Origin of the sequence: Actinomadura sp. NPDC023710 (assembly GCF_040639875.1) — a bacterium.
GTDB classification, from domain to species: Bacteria; Actinomycetota; Actinomycetes; order Streptosporangiales; family Streptosporangiaceae; genus Spirillospora; species Spirillospora citrea.
This window is the reverse complement of sequence record NZ_JBFAGB010000011.1, coordinates 174,343-190,934: the sequence shown is the minus strand read 5'-3', so window position 1 is coordinate 190,934 and position 16,592 is coordinate 174,343. Positions and strand designations below refer to the sequence as shown.

General features: G+C 72.1%; 18 protein-coding genes and 2 pseudogenes. 8 read left to right on the top strand and 12 right to left on the bottom strand.

Annotation, left to right across the window (positions count from 1 at the left end; all coding sequences use genetic code 11):
* Window positions 1-7: 7 nt before the first annotated feature.
* Window positions 8-325, bottom strand: coding sequence for a hypothetical protein (locus tag AB0H37_RS15415; RefSeq protein WP_360613185.1), 318 nt, complete (start codon window positions 323-325; stop codon window positions 8-10).
* Complete coding sequence (locus AB0H37_RS15410) at window positions 318-875, bottom strand: RNA polymerase sigma factor (protein WP_360613183.1); 558 nt, start codon at window positions 873-875, stop codon at window positions 318-320. Before AB0H37_RS15410 ends, AB0H37_RS15415 begins: the two co-directional genes overlap by 8 nt.
* Before the next feature lie 426 nt (window positions 876-1,301).
* Here AB0H37_RS15410 and AB0H37_RS15405 point away from each other — a divergent pair, with 426 nt between their 5' ends.
* The 3 genes from AB0H37_RS15405 to AB0H37_RS15395 all read left to right on the top strand — a co-directional run bounded on the left by AB0H37_RS15405 (window position 1,302) and on the right by AB0H37_RS15395 (window position 2,943).
* Entirely contained in the window at window positions 1,302-1,571 is a 270-nt protein-coding gene (locus AB0H37_RS15405) for a hypothetical protein (protein ID WP_360613237.1), read from the top strand.
* A complete protein-coding gene (locus AB0H37_RS15400) occupies window positions 1,568-1,972 on the top strand; it encodes a DUF6879 family protein (RefSeq protein ID WP_360613181.1) in 405 nt (134 codons plus the stop codon). Before AB0H37_RS15405 ends, AB0H37_RS15400 begins: the two co-directional genes overlap by 4 nt.
* An 83-nt stretch (window positions 1,973-2,055) precedes the next feature.
* Window positions 2,056-2,943 carry an NAD(P)-binding domain-containing protein gene (locus AB0H37_RS15395; RefSeq protein ID WP_360613179.1) on the top strand — a complete coding sequence of 296 codons (888 nt, stop codon included), beginning with the start codon at window positions 2,056-2,058 and terminating at the stop codon, window positions 2,941-2,943.
* Here the strand turns inward: AB0H37_RS15395 and AB0H37_RS15390 are convergent.
* Entirely contained in the window at window positions 2,940-3,506 is a 567-nt protein-coding gene (locus AB0H37_RS15390) for a MarR family transcriptional regulator (RefSeq protein ID WP_360613177.1), read from the bottom strand. The genes AB0H37_RS15395 and AB0H37_RS15390 overlap by 4 nt on opposite strands.
* 93 nt (window positions 3,507-3,599) lie before the next feature.
* On the opposite strand from AB0H37_RS15390, the gene AB0H37_RS15385 reads away from it, so the two are divergent.
* From AB0H37_RS15385 to AB0H37_RS15370, 4 genes and pseudogenes are all read left to right on the top strand, one after another.
* Window positions 3,600-4,556 (top strand): superoxide dismutase, encoded by a 957-nt coding sequence (locus AB0H37_RS15385; RefSeq protein WP_360613175.1) that lies wholly within the window; start codon window positions 3,600-3,602, stop codon window positions 4,554-4,556.
* A 184-nt stretch (window positions 4,557-4,740) separates the two neighbouring features.
* Window positions 4,741-6,228: a metallophosphoesterase gene (locus AB0H37_RS15380; protein WP_360613173.1), complete on the top strand. Its 1,488-nt coding sequence runs from the start codon at window positions 4,741-4,743 to the stop codon at window positions 6,226-6,228.
* Window positions 6,229-6,459: 231 nt separating this feature from the next.
* Window positions 6,460-7,185 (top strand): annotated as a pseudogene (locus tag AB0H37_RS15375) (phosphatase PAP2 family protein); the annotation flags it as partial.
* A 52-nt stretch (window positions 7,186-7,237) separates the two neighbouring features.
* Complete coding sequence (locus AB0H37_RS15370; RefSeq protein ID WP_360613171.1) at window positions 7,238-7,999, top strand: creatininase family protein; 762 nt, start codon at window positions 7,238-7,240, stop codon at window positions 7,997-7,999.
* On the opposite strand, the pseudogene AB0H37_RS15365 reads toward AB0H37_RS15370, so the two are convergent.
* From AB0H37_RS15365 to AB0H37_RS15325, 9 genes and pseudogenes are all read right to left on the bottom strand, one after another.
* Window positions 7,997-8,680, bottom strand: a pseudogene (locus tag AB0H37_RS15365) (lysylphosphatidylglycerol synthase domain-containing protein); the annotation flags it as partial. The gene AB0H37_RS15370 and the pseudogene AB0H37_RS15365 sit on opposite strands and share 3 nt — an antisense overlap.
* Before the next feature lie 83 nt (window positions 8,681-8,763).
* A complete protein-coding gene (locus tag AB0H37_RS15360; protein ID WP_179836297.1) occupies window positions 8,764-9,561 on the bottom strand; it encodes a class I SAM-dependent methyltransferase in 798 nt (265 codons plus the stop codon).
* 26 nt (window positions 9,562-9,587) lie between these two features.
* Complete coding sequence (locus tag AB0H37_RS15355; RefSeq protein WP_360613169.1) at window positions 9,588-10,661, bottom strand: glycosyltransferase family 4 protein; 1,074 nt, start codon at window positions 10,659-10,661, stop codon at window positions 9,588-9,590.
* The gene (locus tag AB0H37_RS15350) at window positions 10,658-11,056 is read right to left on the bottom strand and encodes a 6-carboxytetrahydropterin synthase (RefSeq protein ID WP_179836299.1); all 399 of its coding nucleotides are present in this window, start codon (window positions 11,054-11,056) and stop codon (window positions 10,658-10,660) included. The genes AB0H37_RS15355 and AB0H37_RS15350 overlap by 4 nt, the downstream gene beginning before the upstream one ends.
* A gap of 41 nt (window positions 11,057-11,097) precedes the next feature.
* A complete protein-coding gene (locus AB0H37_RS15345; protein ID WP_360613167.1) occupies window positions 11,098-12,069 on the bottom strand; it encodes a zinc-binding alcohol dehydrogenase in 972 nt (323 codons plus the stop codon).
* On the bottom strand, window positions 12,026-12,865 hold the full coding sequence (locus AB0H37_RS15340) for a CDP-alcohol phosphatidyltransferase family protein (RefSeq protein ID WP_360613165.1): 840 nt from the start codon (window positions 12,863-12,865) through the stop codon (window positions 12,026-12,028). Before AB0H37_RS15340 ends, AB0H37_RS15345 begins: the two co-directional genes overlap by 44 nt.
* Window positions 12,862-13,524 carry a GTP cyclohydrolase II gene (gene ribA, locus AB0H37_RS15335; protein WP_329088038.1) on the bottom strand — a complete coding sequence of 221 codons (663 nt, stop codon included), beginning with the start codon at window positions 13,522-13,524 and terminating at the stop codon, window positions 12,862-12,864. The genes AB0H37_RS15340 and ribA overlap by 4 nt, the downstream gene beginning before the upstream one ends.
* A 113-nt stretch (window positions 13,525-13,637) precedes the next feature.
* The gene (locus AB0H37_RS15330; RefSeq protein WP_360613162.1) at window positions 13,638-14,384 is read right to left on the bottom strand and encodes a nucleotidyltransferase domain-containing protein; all 747 of its coding nucleotides are present in this window, start codon (window positions 14,382-14,384) and stop codon (window positions 13,638-13,640) included.
* Window positions 14,381-15,082, bottom strand: a complete 702-nt coding sequence (locus tag AB0H37_RS15325; RefSeq protein WP_360613160.1) for a nucleotidyltransferase domain-containing protein — start codon at window positions 15,080-15,082, stop codon at window positions 14,381-14,383. The genes AB0H37_RS15330 and AB0H37_RS15325 overlap by 4 nt, the downstream gene beginning before the upstream one ends.
* Before the next feature lie 203 nt (window positions 15,083-15,285).
* On the opposite strand from AB0H37_RS15325, the gene AB0H37_RS15320 reads away from it, so the two are divergent.
* Entirely contained in the window at window positions 15,286-16,587 is a 1,302-nt protein-coding gene (locus AB0H37_RS15320) for an ABC transporter substrate-binding protein (protein ID WP_329088033.1), read from the top strand.
* Window positions 16,588-16,592: the final 5 nt, after the last annotated feature.

Below are 16,592 nucleotides of genomic sequence, written 5' to 3'. Positions count from 1 at the left end.
ACGTGCTCTAGCCGGGAGTGAGCGAATCACTGGGCTGGCTTTCGTGGTGCTCATGCGAGCGAGCAGGGCGGGCGACGGTCAGTTCGCATATCCCGTCCTTGCAAGAGCGTTCCAACCGGCCCATGGAGATGGTCTGCACCAGCCCGATCGCCCAGCAGGCCGGACAGCCGCGCAGCGCGATCAGGCCGATCGGTGCGAGCAGGAGGCTGCCGAGTCCGAGCACCGGTAGCAGCGCGAACGAACCGATCAATGCCCCGAAGCCCGTCGCACCGCGGAGCAGGTGCCGGGGAAGTGACGTGCTCGCAAAGCCCTGCTTGTCAGTCATCGCCGTCTCCTGGAACCGATTCGGGTGCGCCCTGCAGCGTTCGTTGGACCGACGCGCGGGCGCGATGCAGCCGCGACTTCATCGCGGGGAGGCTGAGGCCGAGCGCGTCGGCGACCATGCGCCCGCTGTACCCCTGGATGTCCCGCATGATGAGGACGTGTCGCTGGTCGGCGGGCAGAGCGGCGATCGCCGCCGCGACCCGGCCCGCCTCCAGGCGTTGCAGGACCTCGTCCTCGGCTGAGACCACGCTGACGTCCGGGACCTCGTAGTGCCGCGGCCTCAGTCGCGCCCGCCGCAGGCACTCGTTGCGGACGATGCGGAACATCCACGATGCCAGCGCACCGGAGGCCCGCAGCGTCCCGATCTTGCGATACAAGATGATCAACGCCTCCTGCGCGGCGTCCTCGGCGTCCTCGGGCGACGCGCACAGCGTCCGGGCGAATCTGCGCACGTGCGGGTGCGAGCCGGACACCAGCGCGGCGATCGACTCGAGATCACCGCCCTGCGCGGCGTCGATCAGCCGCTCACCGGGCCAGCTCCCCTCAGCCACGCGAGCGACCCCGCCTGCGCAGCACGGTGACACTGCACGCGCACACGAGCACGGCCACGCCGATCACGACGGCACCAACGATCATGAAAACCTCCCGGTGTCGAGTCCCGTGTCCGACGCTGTGGTCGGCACCCCCATGAGAGGAACGAACCTGTGCAAAGGATTCACCCACCTCCCAACCTGCTGAGCAGTCGCCAAGCCTCCGCACGTCAGGCGGCAACCCGACCGCCGGCCTCCAGGAGGGGACGCGGTTCGGCCAGAGTTAGCGGAGTCGGATGAGCTCGCTCGCGTCTGGATGACCTGGGGGTGCTCAACGGTCCGGTGCGTAACACTCATCATTAAATGGACTCTTTGGACGCTCTTGGCTTGCATGGGCGAAAGTGACAGAATTCGCCCTATCGTCGGCTACTGGAAGTGGGTGGCATCATGACCAGACCGTGGGAAGCCGATCACGGCGCAGGGTTCCGGCGGAGGCTGGGGAAGACGGCGGCCGAGGTCGGCGACAGCCGCACAACCCAGGACTGCCCCGAAATCTGGGAGTTGGACAACGGCGACATCGCCGTGATCGGCCGCGACGCCACCGGCGCCTACCGCGACCGCCTGCCTCCAGGAGTGAGCATCGGCTCCGACGAGCGCCTCGTGATCATCTCCGGACGGCTGCTCTCAGCCGCCAAACCAGACATCCGCGATGCTTGATTCCGTTGCCCGATTCCGGGAAAGCGCGTGACCACTCGGTCCACCACCGGCAATTCGCTCGCCAGAGCAATGAACCCAGCTGGCAGGCGGTCAGTTCCGGCGACCAGCGACGCACCCCTGAGCTGTTGGAGGAAGACCGGAAAGCCGGCCGCACAAAGGTCGGCAACAACCGGCGCCAAGGCTTGCGGATCAGGCGGGTCCGTGTAGTCGAGCGCCCCCTGAGTGCGCGGGCCAGGCGCCCGCGGTCACATCGGCCCTGGCTTCTCCCCGGCTCGGCGGCGGGCATTCTGGCCATGGGAGCCGTCATCCGCCTGGCCGCGGCCGCCGCTCCCCCAGCTGAACGGTCGCCGGGGCGGGGCGCGCCGAGGCCCCTGAACGCCTGCGTGCGCCCGGTGGCGTGATGGCCGTGGGCGTCATGGTTGACCTCAAGTGTGGTTGGGGTTTTAGCGTGGCGGGCTCCTGGTGTTCTGAGGGGGACGTTGTGATGGGTTCTGGTGACGGGTCTGCGCGGGTGGACGTGGCGGTGCTCGGGCTTGGTGAGATGGGGGCCGCGCTGGCGGGCGCGATTCTGGACGGCGGGCATCCGACCACCGTGTGGAACCGCACTGCGGGGAAGGGCGACGCGCTGGTCGCGAAGGGGGCGGGCCGGGTCGCCGGTGTGCGTGAGGCCGTTGCCGCCGGGCGGGTCGTGGTGGTCAACGTGAAGGGCAACTCCGTCGCTCGTGAACTGCTGGAGACGGCAGGAGACGAGCTGCGCGGACGTGTCGTCGTCAACCTGACGGACGGGACGTCGGACGAGGTCGGGGAGGTGGCCGCGGTGGTCGCCGAGCGTGGCGGGGAGTACCTGCACGGGCAGATCATGACCATCGCGCCGGGTGTCGGGCACCCGGACGCGACGGTCTTCTACGGCGGCTCCGCGGACGCTCACGAGCGTCATCGGGCGGTGCTGCGGCTTCTCAGCGGGCACGCGCCGCTGGTGTCCGACGACCCCGGTGTCGCGGTCCTCTACGGCATGGCCGTCCACGGGACGATGTGGGGGCTCCTCAACGGGTTCCTGCACGCGGCCGCGGCGCTGTCGGACGCGGGTGTCGAGGTCGGCCGGTTCCTGAAGGAGGCCGAGGGCCCGCTCGCGGCGCTGTCGATGTTCCTGCCGTCGATCGCGGAGGAGGTGGACCAGAGCCGGTTCGCGACGCCGTTCGGGGCGCTGCGTCACCATCTGCCGTCGATCGAGGATCTCGCGCGGGAGAGCCGGGCGCGGGGCCTCGACGACGGGTTCCCCGAGTACTCCCGCGCGCTCGTGGCAGCGGCGATCGAACGGGGCCATGGAGACGACAGCTACTCGCGGCTCGTCGAACACTTCCGCGGGGTCTAGGGCCGTGTTCCGTCCTTCGTGGTGGGCGGGGACGTGTGAGGGTGGTCGCCCGGGGGGTGGGGGCTGCCTGCCTGGTCGCCGAGGCTGAGCAGGAGGGTGCGCAGGGTTGCGGCCAGGGCGTCCTGCTGGTGCTGGTCGAGTGCGGCCAGGAGGCGGCGTTCGTTTTCGAGGTGGGCGGTGACGGCGCGGTCGATGAGGTCGCGGCCGGTGGGGGTGAGGGCGACGATGACGGTGCGGCGGTTGGCGGGGTCGAGGTCGCGCGTGACGTAGCCCTTGGCGACGAGGCGGTCCAGGCGGTTGGTGACGGCGCCCGAGGTCACCATGGAGGAGCGGGCCAGCATGCCCGCGGTCAGGCCGTCGGGCGAGCCGGCGCGGCGGAGGGTGGCCAGGACGTCGAACTCGCCCCGTTCCAGCCCGAACTCGGCGAAGAGCGCCTTGAGTTCGCGCTCGGCGATCCGGGTCAGCCGGGAGAGGCGGCCGAGGACCCTCATGGGGGATGCGTCGAGGTCGGGGCGGGCGCGAGCCCACTGCTCCACGATGAGGTCGACGGCGTCACGCTCCACGGAGTACCTCTCAACGTTGAACTGTTTGACATCAAGGTAGCACTCGGCCTAGCGTCCTCAGCGTTAAACATTTCAACGCTGAAAGGTAGTGCCATGCGACGTCGGACGATTTCTGCCGTTCTGGTGTTCGGACTGGCCGCCGCGATGAGCGCGCCGGCGCAGGCGGCGGTGGGCCGGCGGGCCGGTGCGGCGGTGTACCCGACCACGATCCGGCTGCCGAACGGGTTCCAGCCCGAGGGCATCGCGATCGGACCCGGGCCGGTCGCCTATGTCGGGTCCATGGCCGACGGCTCGGTCTACCGCGCCGACCTGCGCACCGGAGCCGGGGCGGTCCTCAGCCGGGGGCCGGGCACGCAGGCCCTCGGACTGAAGACCGACGCGCGCGGACGGGTGTTCGTGGCCGGCGGTGCGGGTGGCGACGCTCGCGTCCTCGATGCCCGTACCGGCCGGGTACTGGCGTCCTACCGGCTGGCCACCGGCCCGTCGTTCGTCAACGACGTCATCCTCACGCAGGGCGCCGCGTGGTTCACCGACTCCACCAATCCGGTGCTTTACAAGCTGCCGCTCGACGGCGGGCGCCTGCCCTCCGTCGCGGTCCGGATACCGCTGACCGGCGACCTCGTCTACCAGGGCGGTCCTGACAGCCCCGGCAGCGCCGGGTTCAACGCCAACGGCATCACGCCGACACCGGACGGCCGGGGCCTGATCGTCGTGCAGTCGAACACCGGCGGGCTGTTCCGCATCGACCCGACGGGCAGGACCCGCCGTGTGAACCTGCACGGCGAGTCGCTGCCGGAAGGCGACGGCCTGCTGCTGCGGGGCCGGACGTTGTACGCGGTGCAGAACCGGCTCGACACCGTGGCCGTCCTGCGGCTGGACGCGGCGGGAACCGACGGCCGCGTCGTCCGGCGGGTGAAGGACGCCCGGTTCGCCCTGCCGACGACCGTGGCCGCCTTCGGCTCGCGGCTGTACCTCCCCAACATCCAGTTCTTCGCCACGGGGCCGACCCCCGGCATCTCGTACAACGCGGTCGCCATTCCCCGCCCGTAAGCCGATCGACGGTATGCCTGGAAGCGCGGGCGGCGGATTTGGTTTCGGGCGGAGATAACTTGAACAACACCGCACGCAGCGGCTGACATGGCGGCGGACAACCAGGGCAGATCGACCGGCGTCGGGCACCGACTCAGGAGTCCGATTAGTCCATTTCTCTTGATCTGATGGGAAACCTGGTTCTATGTCGCGAATAGCTGCGGCGGTGGTGGCCGTCGTGGGATTGCTGGTCGCCGTGATGTCCGGGCTCGCGCAGTCCGCCCCGAGCCCGTCCGCCCCGAGCCCGTCCGCCAAGCCCTCGCCGCCCGGCGCGCTGAAGAACGGCGAGGCGTGGGCCTGGACGCAGCTGGTGAACGGCAAGAGCCACACGACCGAGGTCCGGTTCGCCACCACCGAGAAGCCCGCCGGGCACTGCCCCACCCTGAAGTACACCGTGGGGGGCAAGATGCAGACCGCGGTGCTGAGGAAGGCCAGCGATCCCTTCGTCACCGGTGGCGGGCTCCAGCAGTTTCCGACGACCTTCTGCGTGGCGCCGGTGCCCGACGGAGCGAGGGACGCGCTGATCGAGCCGACCACGACCGTCGCGGCCACCGTGTATCCGGGAAATCTCCAGCCTCCGCTGCCCGAATGGCCCGTGAACGGGCGCCCCCGGAGCATCGCGGTGATCGGTGACGCGGGGTGCGAGGTCCCCTCGTCCACGGTCGGCTCCACGCAGAACCAGGACTGCCAGAACGACTGGCCGCTGGAGCCGCTCTCCGCGCACGCGGCCGCGATGTCCCACCCGGACCTCGTCGTCCACGTCGGCGACTACGTGTACCGGGAGGCGCCGGAAGGAGCGAACGACGCCACACCGGGGTGCGACTCCCAGGGGCAGGCGGCCGACTGGGCGTGCCTCATCAAGGACTTCCTGCGGCCGGCGCAGGCCTTTCTCGCCGAGGCGCCCATCGTCTTCGCGCGGGGCAACCATGAGGACTGCACGCCTTCGAAGGTGGGGCGGGGCGCCGAATGGTTCCGCTATTTCGCCACGGTTCCCCGAAAGAACAACGAATGCTACTCGCTGCCGCAGGTTCAGACGGAGCCCGTCCAGATCAATGCGGGAACGCTGCATTTCGTCCTGTTCGACTCCAGCTCGGCGAGCGAGAGCAACCAGCCGAACCAGGCGCAGGCCGCCCGCTTCGCGAAATGGTTCAACGAAGTGAACGACCTGGCCGCCAACCATCCGAAGCACGACTACTTCCTCATCACCCACAAGCCGCTGTGGATGGTCAAGCAGGCCTCGTCCGCCGGCGTGACGTGGATCAACCCGACGCTGGCGAGCGCGGTCAGGCGGACGGCGAAGGGGGTGCTGGCCGACAACATCGACCTGGTGCTGTCCGGGCACCTGCACATGTACCAGATGCTCGACTTCCTGAAGAGCACGCGGCCTCCGCAGCTGACCGTGGGCTCGTCCGGAACGACGCTCGACACCCCGCCGGACGACACCAAGGTGGAGGGCAAGACCGTCGACGGCGAGATCGTCCAGCACTCGATCTCACGGGGTGTTCACGGCTACGCGCTCCTGCGCGACACGGGCGGTCAGTGGCATCTCACCTTCCATGGGGTCGCCGGACAGGCATGGCCGCAGGACTGCGCTCTGAGCACCGGGCCCACCAAGGAGTTCGACTGCAAATGATGCCCGCGGCGGCCACGACACCGCGGTCGTAGGACGTCGTGCGCCAGAAGTCGCCGCCCCCGGCCGCGGTGACGAGAAGGGCGGGGCCCTCGGTGTCGCGGACGGGGGCGGGTCGAGCCATTCGCCGATGATCAGAGGCCGGAAATCTACGTCAGGGGGTGGAGTCAGCCCCACCACCAGGGGTGGGTTTTACCTCCCATGATCGGGTAGCTGAACCCAGTGTCTCCGGAAATGTCAGACGCGAAGGTTGTCATTGGACGGGGACGACCGGGCTGGGAGGGCACGATGGTGAGCGGAACGGCAGTGGGCGGGATGGTGCGGGGCAGGATGCGGCCGCTGCTCGTCGAGGTGGGGCTGCTGGCGGTCCTGTTCGCCTTCTACAAATGGGGCCGGACGCTGATCGAGAGCGGGCCCGGGCAGGCGATGGCCAACGCGCACGTGCTGTGGCGGTTCGAGCGGGAATGGCTGCCGAGCGAGGTCGGATTCCAGCATTGGGCGCTCGGATGGGACCACGCGGCGCTCCTCGCCAATGTCTATTACGTGAGCGTCCATTTCCCCGGAACGGCGTTGCTGCTGATCTGGCTCTATGTGCGGCACAGGACGGCCTACGCGCGGGTGCGGAACGAATTGGTGGCGCTGACGGCGGCCGGTCTCGTGGTGCACACGATGTTCCCGCTGGCGCCGCCCCGCTTGGCGGGGATCGGGGCCGTCGACACGATGCTGACCGTGGGCCCGTCGGCCTATCCGGCGGCGGCCGACGGGATCGCCAACCAGTACGCGGCCATGCCGTCCCTGCACATCGGGTGGGCGATCCTGGTGGCCGTGGCGGTGCTGCGGGTGTCGCGGAGCCGGTGGCGGTGGGTCGTCGCGCTGCACGCGCCGCTCACGGTCCTCGTGGTGGTCGTGACGGCCAACCACTACTGGACGGACGGGATCGTCGCCGCGCTCCTGCTGGCCGGCGCCATGGCCATGGTTTCCCTGGCCGGGCGGATGAGGCAAGCTGTGGGGCATGCTGCCGACGCACACGAGTCGCGAGGTTCCGGACGTCCCCGTGGCGGTCCTGCCGATCGGGAGCCACGAGCAGCACGGCCCGTTCCTGCCCCTCGCGACGGACACGGTGATCGCGTGCACGATCGCGGCGGAGATCGCGAAGGCGTACCCGGTGCGGACGCTCCCGCCAGTGACGATCTCGTGCTCGCATGAGCACGCGGACTGGCCCGGGACGGTGAGCATCTCGGCGGCGACCCTGTACGCGGTGGTCAGGGACGTCGCCGAGTCGCTGCGCCGGGCCGGTGTCCCCAAGCTCGTGCTGGTCAACGGGCACGGGGGCAACTACGTGCTCGGCAACGTCGTCCAGGAGGCGCACGGCGACATGGCCCTGTTCCCCGCACCGGAGCACTGGCAGGCGGCGGAGAAGGCGTCCGGTGCCGAGACGTCCGCCGTCAGCGACATGCACGCCGGGGAACTGGAGACCTCCATCCTGCTGCACGCCCATCCGGAGCTGGTGCGGGACGGGTACCGGACCGCCGACCATCTGGCCGACGACCGGCGGCACCTCCTGACGACGGGGATGGCGGCCTACACGACGTCCGGCGTCGTCGGGCGGCCGTCACTGGCCGGCGCCGACAAGGGCCGGGAGACGCTGCGGAGCCTCGTCGCGTCGTTCGGGGACGTCCTCGCGGTGCTTCAGCAGCAGGGCGGCCGCACCGGGCAGGGACGCGATGAAGGTGAGCACCCCGTACACGACGGAGACGGTCAGGCCCTGCGCTGAGCCGAGCCCGGCCGCGCCGAACGCCAGGGCGAGCACGGCCTCGCGCGGCCCCCAGCCGCCGACGTTCACCGGCAGCACCATCACCAGGAGCGCCAGCAGGAGCAGCGGCAGGAGGGTGAGCAGCGGGGCCGTCGCACCGACGAGGCGGGCGGCGACGACGAACAGGGCCAGGTGCCCGGCCAGGGCCGCGGCCGACAGGCCCACGATCGCGGGCCAGGCGCTCAGGGCGGCGCGCACGTCCGCGAACGCGGGCGCCAGCGCGCGGCGCCGCCACCGGGCGAGGACCAGCACCAGCACCAGGACGCCCCCGGCCGGGGCCAGGGCGGGCGCCATCGCCGACAGCAGCGCGGGGTGGGCGAGCAGCGCGGCGACGCCCGCGACGATCGCGACGCCCTGCCCCGCGACGCGTTCGAGGAAGACGGCCCGCACCCCGCGCGCGACATCGCCCGACCGATGCCCGTGGCTCACCGCGCGGTGGACGTCTCCGAGCACGCCCGCGGGCAGCACGGAGTTGAGGAACTGGGACCGGTAGTAGTCCGTGACGGCACCGCCCAGCGGCAGGTGGAGGCCGAGCCGCCGCGCGACCAGCCACCAGCGGGCCGCACTGAGCACGGTGGTCAGCAGGCCCAGGGCGAGCGCAACGGCCACGGCGTCGGCGTCGACGGCGCGGAGCGCGTCCACGAACGCGTCCGTGCTGTGCCACCACAGCAGCGTCAGGAGGATGCCCAGCCCGCCGAGCAGGCGCAGCCAGGGCAGGAACTTCGTCACGATGCGCTCCCGGGGAGGACGAGCAGGTCGACGTGGTGGACCTCGGCGGTGAGGCGCCCGGCGGCGCACTCGGTGAGGCGGCGGCCGAGGTAGTCCTCGGCGAAGGGGGCCAGGTCCGGCTGCTGCTCGACGGCGGCGGCGACCCAGCCGCGCAGCCACTCGGCGGTCAGCGCGGCCTGGCCGGGGCCGAGCCGCCACGGGCTCGGACGCGCCTGGACCGACGCGCCGCGGCGCCCGAACGCCCGGGTCGCGGCGGCGACGGCGCCCGGCCCGAGGAGCCCGTCGCGCCGCTGGTGGGCGTCGAAGGCGGCGGCGAACTCGGCGTCGAGCGGCTCGGACGGGGAGAGCCGGACGCGCCCGACGACCGACAGGGTGAGCAGCGCCGGGCAGGCGGCCGCGGCGGCGATCGCCTCGACCTCGGCGGCGGTGAGCACGTCCAGCAGCGCGGACGCCGTGACCAGCGAGGCGCCCGCCAGGTCGGACGCGCGGAGCGCGCCGATGTCGCCCGCGCGCGTCTCGACCGTCGCGGGCGTCCCGTCGGCGGTGACGTACTCGCTCGCGCGGGCGCGGTCGAGCAGGCGCGGATCGCCGTCGTGCAGGATCCAGTGCTGCGGGCCGCGCAGCCGCCCGGACAGCCAGCGCCCCTGGGAGCCGGTGCCGCACCCGAGGTCCCAGATGACGAGCGGCCCGTCGGGCGGGAGCGCGGCGCTGAGCGGGTCGAGCAGCTCCGCGGCGCGCGCCGTCGCGTCCGCGCCCTCGCGCAGCTCCAGCCAGGATGGATCGAACCCCGGCACAGCGCCTCCCCGCGCCTCGACCCCCGTCACAGCGACTCCCTCCGTAGTTTCGACAGGACGACCGCCATGCGACGGGCCGTGTCGTCCCAGCCCGGCAGCATGCCGCGCCGCGACCGGGCGGAGGCGCGCAGCCGGTCGCGCAGCTCCGGTTCGACGAGCCAGCGGCGCAGCGCGGCGCCCAGCGCGGCTGGGTCGTCCGGCGGGACGAGCATGCCGGGGACGCCCCCCGACGGGTCCCAGCCGAGCGTGTCGGGGATCCCGTCCACCGAGGTCGCGAGCACCGGGATGCCGCGCGCCAGCGCCTCGGTCACGACCATCCCGAACGTCTCCGCGCGGGACGCCAGGACGAGGAGGTCGGCTCCGGCGTAGGCGTCGTCCAGACGCTTGCCGGTGAGCGGCCCCGCCAGCTCGACGCGCCCGTCGAGGCGGTGGGCGCCGATCAGCCGGCGCACCCGCGCGACGTGCTCCGCGTCGCGGCCCGGCGGCCCGGCGCACTCGCAGTCCCAGGACAGGTGCGCGACGGTGGCGAGCGCCTCGACGAGGACGTCGTGCCCCTTGCGCGGGGTCACCGACGCCACGCACAGCAGGCGCGCCGCCCCGTCGGTGCCGGGCGCGAGCGGCGCCGGGTCGGTGCCGGGGGCGACGGCGTGGACGCGGGACGGCTCCAGGCCGTGGTGGGCGATCAGGTGGTCCCGGGCCCACGGGCTCGTCGCGACGACGGCCCCGGCCGCCTCCAGTACCTTGCGTTCGCCCGTGTTCAGGTCGGCCTGTCCGGGTTCGTCCGCCAGCGGGAGATGGACGAGGACGGCGAGCCGCAGCCGCCCCGCCTCCGGGACGACGATCTCCGGGACGCCGCACGCCACCAGGCCGTCCATCAGGACGACGGACCCGCCGGGCAGCGCGGCCAGCGCGCGTCCCAGCTCGGCGCGGGCCGCCTCGCCCGGCCGCGGCCACGCGCCGGCCACCGCCAGCTCCCGGACGGGACGCCCGGCCGCCGCGAGCTCCTCGCACAGCCGCCGGTCGTACCGGTTGCCTCCGCTCGGGGCGGCGGCGTCGTCGACACCGTCCGGGACGATCGCCCACACCTCGCGGGAGGTCACAGCTCACGCTCGTAACTGGCCCAGGCGACGTGCGACTCGTGCAGCGTCACCGTGATGCCGGCCAGGCCGGCGGCGTTCGCGCCGAGCGCCCCGGCGCGCACCCGGTCCGCGAGCCGGTCGGCGATGACCTTGGCGAGGAACTCCGTCGAGGTGTTGACCCCGGCGAAGTCCGGCTCCTCGTCCAGGTTGCGGTAGTTCAGCGCGCCCAGGACCTCGCCGAGCTCGCGGGTGGCGAGCCCGATGTCGACGACGATGCCGTCCGGGTCGAGGTCCGCCCGGCGGAACGTCGCGTCCACCACGAACGTCGCGCCGTGCAGGTGCTGCGCGGGCCCGAAGACCTCGCCGCGGAAGCTGTGCGCGATCATGACGTGGTCGCGGACGGTGATGGCGAACAACGAACGTCCTCCTCAGTAGGGATCTCAGTGGGCGTTACGCCTCAGTAGGCGATCCGATGGCACAGGGCGGGCAACGCGCCGCCCGCGAGGCGCGGCATCAGCCGCGGCAGCTCGGCGAACGGGCTCTCCCCGGTGATCAGCTCGCCGAACGCGGGGTCGGCGAGCAGCCGCAGCGCGAGCGCGATCCGGTCGGCGAAGCCGCGGCGCGACCGGCGGGACGGCGGAACGGCGCCGACCTGGCTGCCCCGGATGGTCAGGCGCCGCGAGTGGAAGAACTCCCCCAGCGGGACGCGGACCTGCCGGTCGCCGTACCAGCTCAGCTCGATCACCTCCCCCTCCGGTGCGAGCAGCTCCAGCGACCGGGCGAGCCCGGCCTCGGACGCGCTCGCGTGGACGACGAGGTCGCAGCCGCCCTCGGCCTGGTCGGGATGGGCGAACCCGACGCCGAGCGCCCGCGCGACGTCCGCGCGGGACGGGTCGGTGTCGACCAGCTGGACGCGGCACCCCGGGAACCCCGCGAGGACGCCCGCGACCGAGCAGCCGACCATCCCGCCTCCGACCACCGCGATGCGGTCGCCGACGAGCGGCGCCGCGTCCCACAGCGCGTTCACGGCCGTCTCCACCGTCCCGGCGAGGATCGCCCGCTCCGGCGGCACGTCCTGCGGGACGGCGCTGACCGCGCTCGCCGGGACGACGTAGCGGGTCTGGTGAGGGTAGAGGCAGAACACCGTGCGCCCGGCCAGCTCGGCGGGGCCGTGCTCGACCACGCCGACGTTCAGGTACCCGTACTTGACGGGCCCGGGGAACGCCCCGTCCTGGAACGGCGCCCGCATGATGGCGTGCTGGTTCGGCGGGACGCCGCCGCGGAACACGATCGCCTCGGTGCCGCGGCTCACGCCCGAGAACAGCGTCCGGACGAGCACCTCCCCCGGCCCCGGCTCGGGAAGGACGACATCGCGGATCTCGCCCTCACCTGGCGACCGGATCCAGAAGGCGCGCGCTTCGCGCTCCATCCGTGCCCCTCCCCCGAATCCCCTGAGCACCTTCGGCCTCACCGGTCCCATGGGCCCCACGGCGGTCCGTGTGCCGCCGCCTCGCCAGCCACACCACGTCCCGTCCGAACGACCACACCAGAAGCGCGAGCGCCGCCGCCACGAGCGCACCCGGATGCGGGACGAGGCCCGACGCCGCGACGACCAGCGCCACTCCCTGCACCACGGCGACGGCCTTGCGCGCGAGGCTCGGCCGCAGGTCGGCGCTCAGCCACGGCGCCGCCCAGGCCGCCGCGCCGAACGCGTACCGCATCGCCCCGATCGCCAGCACCCACAGGCCCGCCGACCGCGCGACCTCGACGCTCAGCACCATCACCAGCACCGCGTCGGTCTCCATGTCGAACCGCGCCCCGAGCCTGGACACCGTCCCGGTGCGCCGGGCGACCTTCCCGTCCACGCCGTCCAGGAGGAGGGCCGCCGACGCGGCCGCGACGAGCGGCCAGACGCGGCCGTCACCGGTGAGATGCCCTGCGACCAGCGCCGCGGCACCCCCGGTGAGCACCACCCGCGCCAGCGTCACGTGATCGGCCGGCCCCAGCGCCCGCCGCCGCCGGAACGCGGCGGTCAGCAGCGCCCACGAGGCCAGCGCGTACCCCACGCCCACGGCCAGGCCCGCGTGGCCGGGACGGAGCAGCGCCAGCAGTGCGAGCTGGACCGCGACGGCCGCGGCCAGCTCCGGGCCCCTCGTCAGGCGGGGGCGGCGCGGCGCCGGGAGCCGTACCGGCGCCGGCCGCGGGAGCGTCATCGGCCTTGTCATCGGCGGGCCTCCCGGAACGGCGCCTCGCCGAGCGCCCCGGCGGGCGGGTCGAGCTGCGGGAGGTCGTGGCCGAGCCGGTCGCGCTTGGCGGTGAGGTAGCGGACGTTGTCGGCGCTGACCGGGACCAGCAGCGGGACGCGTGCCGCGACGGCGACGCCGTAGGACTCCAGCGCGCTGACCTTGACCGGGTTGTTGGACATCAACCGCACCGACCGGACGCCGAGATGCCGCAGGATCCGGGCGGCCGGGCCGTAGTCGCGCACGTCCACCGGCAGCCCGATGGCCGTGGCGGAGTCGACGGTGTCCAGACCCTGGTCGTCCTGCAGGATGTGGGTCCGGACCTTCGCCACCAGGCCGATCCCGCGGCCCTCGTGGCCGCGCAGGTAGACCAGCACGCCGGCGCCCTCACGGGCGATGGCGTCCAGGGCGGCGCCGAGCTGGTCCCCGCACTCGCAGCGCGTCGCGCCGAAGATGTCGCCCGTCATGCACTCGGAGTGCATCCGGACGAGGACGTCGTCACGTCCGCGCACCTCGCCCCGCACCAGCGCCAAGTGCTCGTGCCCGTCGACCGGGTCCCGGAACGCGACGGCGCGGAACACGCCGCGCCGGGTCCTGAGGTCCGCCTCCGCGATGTCCTTCTGGTCGATGCCCTCGTCCATCGCTCCCCTTCCCTGGCTGCACAACCACCCCTGATACGTCGCGAACGCCCTAGGTGGTTGTGTCCCAAAACGGTCTGTACAACCGATGGCACGCAGGGGAGGCGCCTCAGGGTTCAGCCCAGCCGGACGCGGACCACCAAGTCGTGAAGGGCGCGGCGGTTCGCGGGCGCTTCGGGGAGGGCGCTGCGCTCGCGTTCGCCCTCGAGTAGGACGGTGAGCGCGGCGATGTCGTCCTGGAGCCGGGACGTGTCCGGCGCGTCCTCGGGCAGCGCGCCGTGCTCGGCGGCCCGCTTCGCCTCGATGAGGTCGGGCAGGTAGGACGGCCCGTCCCCGGCGAGCCGCCCCAGGTCGGCCTCGACCTCGCCGGTCCGCATCAGGTGGACGCCCGTCAGCAGCACCCGGAAGGTGTAGAGGAGAGGTTTGAGCTCTCGTGACCGCGCGAAGAGCTTCCACTGGGACCGCGCGAACCCCAGGTAGTGGTGCGCGTGGTTGAAGGTGACCAACCCGGGGACGAGTGACTTCAGCTCGGCGTGCACGGGCGAGGTGGCCACGACCAGCGGCGACATGACCTGCTCCAGGACGTAGCCGTTGTGCCGCAGGAGCAGCGCGCAGAACTTGGCCAGGTCGTGGGTGACCGCGTCGGCCTCCACTCCGGCGTGGTCCCACATCAGCGTGACGGTCTCCTCCCCCGTCTCCAGACCGACGATCTCCTCCAGCGGCAGCAGGTGGACGCCCCGCAGGTCGACGTCGGAGTCCTGCGAGGGGAACCCGTACAGGTGCGCGCCGCTCACGGTGAGGAACGCGCGGGGATACGGGTGGTCGGCGGCGAGGCGGTCGGCCATGCCCTCGGGGAGGTTCACCAGGTCACGCTCCTGCGCCGGACGGAGATCAGCAGTTCCTCGACCACCGCGCGGTCGGGTTCGGGCGGCAGCGGGCTGCGGTCCAGGGCCTGCTCCATCGCGGCCGCGAGGGAGGCGCGCCACGCGCCGATCTCGTCCCAGCCGACCTCGCCGCGGCGGACGGCGAGGAGCCGGTCGCGCAGGTCGCCGACCTCCACCCGCAACACGCCGTGCCGGACGAGGTGCAGGCCGCTCTCCAGGAGCCGCAGCATGTGCATGACGTGCTTCCAGCGCGGCACGCCGCCGTTGCGCAAGTCACCGTCCAGCTTGCGGAACTGGGCTTCGGCGTAACGGAGGAACGTGCGGTGCGCGTGCCGGGACAGGAACGCAGGCCGCACGGCCAGCAACTCCTCTCCCACCGGTGTGACCCGCTCGACCAGCGGCGACCACAGGCACTCGAGCACGGTCGGATTCGCGCTCAGCGCCAGTTCGCAGAAGCGCTCCAGCTCCCAGGAGAACTGCTCGGGCATCGGGCCGTCCAGATGCGTGGGCGGCTTCACGAAACGCCAGAACAGGGGCGCGGGGGCCGCGTAGACGCCGCGCCGGTCGACGTCGCTCTCGCCTGTCGCCAGCCCGTAGGCGCGCGACCCGACCACGACCGACAGGATCGTGTGGTCGCGGACGAGGTCGAGCGCGCCGGAGGAGTCGGGTTTCGTCACGCGGGAAGCCTGGCGCAGGGTCGACGGACATGTCGACCGGATTGTCCCACTTGTGAAAAACGGTTACAGATCGGCCACGGACTTGCTGAAAGTTTCTGCAAGCGGTTTACGAGACTGAAACGCGTTGCTAACGTCCAGCCACCCCCATCTCTTGACCTGCGGGACGGCTCCCCGGCGAGGGACGTCCCGCGAAGGAGGACACCATGCGGCGCACCCCCCTGATCGGCGGCACCGTCGTCTGCGCCGCCCTCGCGCTCTCGCTCTCCGCCTGCGGCGGCGATGACGACGGCGGCTCGAAGGGCGGCGCGGGCGCGGCAAGCCTGCAGGGCCGCGGTCCGATCACCTTCGTGACCGGCAAGGACCGCTCGGGCTACCTGCAGAAGCAGCTCGACGGCTGGAACGCCGAGCACCCGAAGGAGCAGGTCCGCGTCATCGAGCTGCCGGACGAGCCGAACGACCAGCGGCAGCAGATGATCCAGAACGCCACGACCAAGTCCGACGCCTACGCGGTGCTGAACCTCGACGTGGTGTGGACGGCCGAGTTCGCCGCCAACCGGTGGCTGGCGCAGCTGCCCAAGGACCAGATCGACCTCTCGAAGATGCTGCCCGCGACCATCACCACCGGGCAGTACCGCGACAAGCTGTACGCCGTGCCGTCCACGTCCGACGCCGGGATGCTCTACTTCCGCAGGGACCTGCTGGAGAAGGCCGGCATCACCGACCCGCCGAAGACCTACACCGAGATGTGGAACGACTGCGCGAAGGTCAAGAAACTGCCCGAGGCGAAGGACGCCGACTGCTTCTTCACCGAGGTCAACAAGACCGAGAGCATGACGATCAGCGCGGTCGAGGCGATCGAGAGCGCCGGCGGCTCCATCATCGGCCCCGACGGCAGGCCCACGCTGAACACCCCGCAGGCCAAGCAGGGCGTCGAGTTCCTCGTCGCCGCCAAGAAGGACCACATGCCGAAGGAGGCCGTCACCCTCGACACCGAGGGCGGCCGCCGCTCCTTCCAGTCCGGCAAGCTGATCTTCCAGCGGCAGTGGCCCTACCAGTACGGGCTGGCCGACTCGGGCGACGGCTCGTCCAAGGTGGCGGGCAAGTTCGCGGTCGCGCCGCTGCCCGGCCCGAACGGCCCCGGCGTCGCCAACCTCGGCGGCCACAACCTCGCGATCTCCGCGTTCGCCAAGAACAAGGCGACCTCGCTCGACTTCATCCGCTACCTCACCGGCGAGCAGGCCCAGCGCGCCAACCTCCTCGCGACCTCGCAGGCGCCCACGGTCGCGGCGCTGTACGACGACCCCGAGATGGTGAAGAAGTTCCCGTACCTGCCCGTCCTCAAGCAGGCCATCGCGGGCGCCAGGCCCCGCCCGGTCGCGGTCAAGTACGGCGACGTCACCGCCGCCGTCCAGGGCGAGATGTACGACGCGGTGACCGGGAAGAAGCCCGTCGACCAGGCCCTGACCGACCTGCAGTCCAAGCTCCAGCCGCTGACCGCGCAGTGAGCGGG